The following is a 6,220-nucleotide window of genomic DNA, read 5'->3' on the forward strand; positions in this document are numbered from 1 at the left end:
TAATAAGTCTGGTATTTGTGGGATCGAGATAATAATTATTGATCTATCGGCTGTTTGCTATTTGTTGATAAATAGCTTGTTTTCTTTGCCCATATTTACTAGTTACTGATCATGTTGAAATTCTTTTTATGGAACTAGATTTATGTGAGCAAGCTCCTGATGATTATGAAGCTTATTATCATTTAGGAAAAACTTTAGCCACACAACAAAAATGGCAAAAGGCAATAATTTACTATGAAAAGTCAATAGATTTGCGGAGTGATTTTGGTGAGATTTATCATGATTATGGTGATGCTTTAGTTAATTTAAAACGTTGGAAAAAAGCCTTAGCTGCGTATCAGAAATCTATCGATTTTAATCCTAGTTTTTCTTGGTCTTATCATAATTTAGGGGTCGTTTTTTTAAATATCAAAAAAATTCCCAAAGCGATTACATATTATTCTCAGGCCGTAGACCTCGATCAGAACAATCCGCAATTTCATTACAGTTTGGGAAAAGCTCTTAATTATCAAAAATTATGGTCGGATGCCACTACTCACTATCAACAGGCTATTGATTTAGGCTGGGATGAAGAGCAAGCTTATCATGAATATGGTGATATTTTATTAAACTTGGGATGTTACGATCAGGCGATCGCAAATTATCAAAAAGCTTTGAAACTCAATGAGAATTCTCATTGGTCAAATCATAATTTGGGCGTTGCTTTGTTTCATTTAGAATTGTTTGCCGAAGCAATACCCTTTTTCTATAGAGCTCTTGCTATTGATGCTAATCTTGCTGGCTCTTATTATTATTTAGGATGCATTTTTTCTGAGGAGCAAAAATGGGATGAAGCGATCGCAAATTATCAAAAAGCAGATCTCCTTAAAGACCCAGCTCCTGATTTAAAAGAGAAGCTAGCTTTTGCACTACAACAAAGGGCTAGTGAGGATTTAGAATCAGCTTTAGATATATATTTTGCGGTTTTAGATAATTCGCAGAATCAAGCGGCAATTTATCGCAACATAGCAAATATTCTGATAAGTCAAAATAAACTCGCTCAAGCTCTAGTTTATGCCCAGGAAGCTAAAAAATTGCAGCCGGAATTGCCAGAAAATATTGCTCTATTACATTTTATTTGTCAGCAACGCAGTAAGTTATATGAGCCAAGCTGCGAGTTTCATGCTTCGGATAATAGTTACAATCTTTGGCGCCAATCCAATTGTCCAAATCAAGAAGCATTGCGTCAGCTTTGTTTAGATTTAGAAAATTTAACTGTTACGCCTTTGATTAGTATTATTTTGCCAGTAACAGAGTCGGCTCAAACTTGGATTAAAGATGCGATCGCTGCTGTTCAAGCTCAAATTTATCCCTATTGGGAATTATGTTTGAATCTAGAGGATCAGAAACAAGAAAGCTTACTCGAAGATCTTTTACCTTCCTCTCGCAAGAGCGATCGCAGAATTAAGATTGAAATTGGTCCGACACCAAATACTTTAGCCACGATCTCGAAGAAATCCGCTGCCCCTTCGGGCGGGAATGGGGGATTAAATATAACAGTATTAACTAGTGATACGAATTCATCAATCACTGAACCCCCCCATCCCGAAGCTGCGCAAGCGCGGGCCGCAAACCAAACTCTCAATCGCGCGCAAGGAGAATTTCTTGTCCTACTAGAAGAGCAAACTTTACTGGCTCCTGAGGCATTATTAGAGCTGGTTTGGCAATTGGCTAAAAATCCGCAAACAGATCTGATCTATGCTGACCAAGATTATCTGCAACTGCCTGAGATCTGTAACCTAAAACCTAAAATTAACTTATTATCTGAACCTTGGTTTAAACCTGATTGGAATCAGGATTTACTATTATCTCGTAACTATTTTGGCTCTGTGGTTTTATGTCGCTATTCTCTAATCAAAAAAGTCCAGGAATTTAACCCTAAATACAACTCTCAATATATTTACGATCTGCTCTTAAGACTCACAGAAGTTACAGAAAATATTGTTCATATCCCTAAAATATTGTCCCATCAAGCACGAGATATTACTTGTGAAGCAAGGGAAACAAATCAAATAGTAAAAGATGCATTACAACGGAGAAAAGAACCGGGTCGAGTTATCAGCAATCCCGACTTTCCTCAAATTAGAACTATTCGTTATCAGATTACAGACCAAGCTTTAGTTAGTATTATTATCTTGACTCGTAATTTGGGGGGGATGCTAAACCAATGTCTGGAATCAATTTTTGGCCTGACTACCTATCCTAATTTTGAGGTAATAGTTGTTGATAATGGTAGCGATGAATCGGATAGTTTAGAAGTCATTGAAAATTGGTCGCAAAAACAACCAGAAAAGTTGCATGTTCTCAAACTAGATATTCCTTTTAATTATTCTGCCCTCAATAATCAAGCAGTAGAGCAATCTCATGGTCAATATCTTTTATTTCTGAATAATGATACTAAGGTTATTTCAACCGACTGGATCGAAGCCATGGTCGAACAAGCTCAGCGAGAATCTATTGGCGCGGTGGGAGCATTGTTACTCTATGCCGACGATACAGTGCAGCATGCTGGAATAATTTTGGGAGTGACAGGAATCGCTGGGCATAGCCATCGTCATTGCTCGTTCCGAGAAGAATCAGGATATTACGATGCTTTAGTCACGACAAGTAATTACTCTGCTGTCACAGCAGCTTGCATGATGTGTCGTCGAGAGATTTTTGAAGAAGTGGGAGGATTTAACGAACAATTGGCTGTGGCTTATAACGATGTGGATTTATGTTTAAAATTCCAGCAACAAGGCTATCAAAATATCTTTTTGCCCCATGTGCAGTTGTATCACTATGAATCTCAGTCTCGAACAACCGAAGATACTCCTGAGCAAAAGCAACGTATTCAGCAAGAAGTACATTTTATGGAAACAACCTGGAATCATTGGATTAACCATGACCCTGGTTATAATATCAATCTCACAAGAGAGAGAGAAGATTACAGTCTTAATCTAGAATCATCCGTCGAAGTTACTGCTATTTTCTTGAGTGAAACCAGAGAACATGAGTTATGGGGATTTTTCCTTGATGAACCAAAGGCGGGGTGTGTAAAAAGAAATTTTCTGGATATTATGGGTTGGGTAGTAGGTCGAATAGCAGAGGCGAAAGTACTTGAAATTTTAGGGGGCAATAAAATTATTGCGGCTACTGATATTAAGGAAACTCGTTCTGATGTTGCACAGGTGTATCCCCAAATTTCTCAAGCTGCGAATAGTGGCTTCGCTACAACTATTGATATTTTAGATTTACCTCAAAATGCTGATCTTACGTTACAAGTTGTTTTAGCTAATGAAATTAAAGTCAAATTGGGAAAAATACATTTAGCATTGAACATTTATCAGTGAATATTTAACATTTAACATCAACTATTTAATATTTATTTGTTTTTAATTATCCATGAATGATTTATCTCTTTCTCAAATAAAAGTATTTCAAGATCATCTTGAAGAAGCTGACAATTATAAAGAACAGGGTGAATTAGAAGCAGCGATCGCTTGTTATCAAAAAGCGATTGAAATTAATTCCCATAGTGCCAGTACTTATTACGATTGGGGTAGCATATTACTTGAGCTGGCAAATTGGGCAGAAGCAACTGATATTTTTCAAAAATCCTTGGCTATCAATCCTAATTTTGATTGGTGTCATTACAATTTAGGGGAAGCCCTAGTTAATTTAAATCGGTGGGAAGAAGCAATTTTTGCCTACCAAAAAGCTCTAGATCTCAACTCCAATTTACCTCAAATTCATAAGAAATTAGCCGATTCCTTTTATCAGCGAGGTACAATAGATCGCGAATCTTTACTGGAAGACTATCGGGCTCAAATCGCAGAAGATCCCTATAAAATTTCTCTTTATCATCAGGCAATTGAAGTTCAACCCCAAAATTCTGATTTATATTTGGGCTTAGGTAATGCCTTAGTTTTTCATAATAAATTGGATGAAGCCACAGTTGCCTATCAAATAGCACTGCAAATTAAACCAAATTTTAAGGCAGCGAGAATCCAGCTAGAAAAAATATTGCAGCCTGACGATCTTGAGCTGGGAACGATTGCTATTACCACGGAAAATAACTTACAACCTAGAAATTCACTCCAACAAGCCAAAAGGGTCGTAGATAACTTAAACCAAATTCAGCTCAATAACTTTCTTCTTTCTGATGGGATCATTGAATTTACCCCAGTTAGTGAACCAATAGTTAGTATTGTTTTGGTTTTATATAATCGTGCCGAGCTTACTCTTAGTTGTTTGCATTCGATTTTGCATAATAGTTTTAAATCGCTAGAAGTCATTATTGTTGATAATAACTCAAGCGATCGCACTAAAGCACTGCTCGATAAAGTTCAGGGCGTTAAGTTTATTTTTAATGATGAAAATCGTCATTTCCTATTAGCAGCTAATCAAGCTAGTCAAGTAGCACAGGGAGAATATTTGCTCTTTCTTAATAATGATGCCCAAATTTTGGGAGATAGCATTAATCAGGCCGTACAAACTATCAATGAGCAGCCAGATGTTGGTGCGGTGGGAGGCAAAATTATTCTTCCTGATGGAACATTACAAGAAGCAGGAAGTATTGTTTGGCAAGATGGTTCTTGTTTAGGTTACGGCAGGGGAGATGATCCAGAATTACCTCAGTATATGTTTCAAAGGGAAGTAGATTATTGCTCTGGGGCTTTTCTCTTGACGCCTCGGGAATTATTTACAGAATTAGGTTGTTTCGATGATATTTATCAGCCAGCCTATTATGAAGAAACTGATTACTGCATAAGGCTACACAAAGCAGGTAAGAAAATAATTTATGATCCTCAGGTAGCGATTTTACATTATGAATTTGCCAGTTCAGAAAATAATGAACAAGCGATTGAGTTGCAGGAAAAAAACCAAAAAACTTTTATTGACCAACATCGCATTTGGTTACAATCTCAATATCAACCTGATCTGAGTAATATTCTTAATGCCAGTGCCAAAAAAGGAGAACAGCTCAGGATTTTATTCATTGATGATCGCATTCCCCATCCCTATTTGGGTTCTGGTTATACTCGCAGCTCAAAAATGCTCCAGATCATGAGTAATCTGGAATGTTTAGTGACCTTTTATCCGACAGATTTAAGCTTTCAAGAAAATTGGCAGAACACCTATAAAGATATTCCCAGGACTATCGAAATCGCCAAAGATTGGGGCTTACAAAAATTAGAAGATTTTTTGCGATCGCGACCTGACTTTTACGATCTAGTTTTCGTCAGTCGCCCCCATAACATGAATCATCTTAACTATATTTTGTCCCAGGAAAATATACTAGATGGCACTAAAATTATTTACGATGCCGAAGCATTATACTGTCTGAGGGAATTTGCCCTGCAAAAGTTACGAGGAAAACCGCTATCCCAAGAAGAGCAGCAGGCAAAAATTCAAGAAGAATTAGAAATAGCGCTCAATAGTGATCTCATTATTTCTGTCTCTGAAGCTGAACAACAAAAGTTCCTTGATCATGGTTATCCCTCAGTGGAAATATTAGGTCATTCCTTAATGACTGTACCTACTCCCAATATTTTTGCCAAACGTCAAAGCATTTTATTTGTCGGCGCGATTTATGAAATAGATTCTCCTAATGCTGATTCTGTTTTATGGTTTAGCCGGAAAATTTTCCCTTTAATTCAGGAAGAATTGGGTGCAGAAGTTAATTTCTTGGTTGTAGGAAATAACACTGTTCCCGAACTAAATAAAAAAATAGCTAAATTAAATAATCCTGGCATAAAAATGTTGGGAAGAGTCGATAATCTTTTACAGATTTATAATCGTTCTCGCTTGTTTATTGCTCCTACCAGATTTGCCGCAGGGATTCCTCATAAAATACATGAAGCTGCTTCCTATGGTTTGCCAGTAGTAACCACATCTGCGATCGCAAAACAATTGTCATGGCAAAATGAGCAAGAATTATTAACAGCCAATAAACCTCAAGATTTTGCTAATCAATGTATTCGTCTCTATCAGGAGGAGGATTTATGGAACAAACTAAGAGAGAATGCTCTCAAAAAGATAGAAATCCAATGTTCGCCTGAATACTTCCAAACCAAACTCAAAGAAATACTGGATAGGTGTTAGGTATTAGGGGTTAGGTGTTAGGTGTAATGTTCTCAAACCTTGCATAACATAAGCATTAAATTATTACTTATTACTTATTACTTATTACTTATTA

The 6,220-nt window shown here is 36.7% G+C and carries 2 protein-coding genes; both read left to right on the plus strand.

Annotated features, from left to right (window positions below; genetic code table 11):
* The first annotated feature begins 128 nt into the window (after positions 1 to 128).
* A complete protein-coding gene (locus XEN7305_RS26960) occupies positions 129 to 3,371 on the plus strand; it encodes a tetratricopeptide repeat protein (protein WP_006511437.1) in 3,243 nt (1,080 codons plus the stop codon).
* 52 nt (positions 3,372 to 3,423) lie between these two features.
* Positions 3,424 to 6,126 carry a tetratricopeptide repeat protein gene (locus XEN7305_RS20560; RefSeq protein WP_006511438.1) on the plus strand — a complete coding sequence of 901 codons (2,703 nt, stop codon included), beginning with the start codon at positions 3,424 to 3,426 and terminating at the stop codon, positions 6,124 to 6,126.
* Positions 6,127 to 6,220 lie beyond the last annotated feature (94 nt).

Source organism: Xenococcus sp. PCC 7305, assembly GCF_000332055.1.
Classification (GTDB): Bacteria; Cyanobacteriota; Cyanobacteriia; order Cyanobacteriales; family Xenococcaceae; genus Xenococcus.

Coding starts and splice junctions, on each gene's coding strand:
- XEN7305_RS26960 (WP_006511437.1), top strand. CDS start 129: ATGGAACTAGATTTATGTGAGCAAGCTCCTGATGATTATGAAGCTTAT.
- XEN7305_RS20560 (WP_006511438.1), top strand. CDS start 3,424: ATGAATGATTTATCTCTTTCTCAAATAAAAGTATTTCAAGATCATCTT.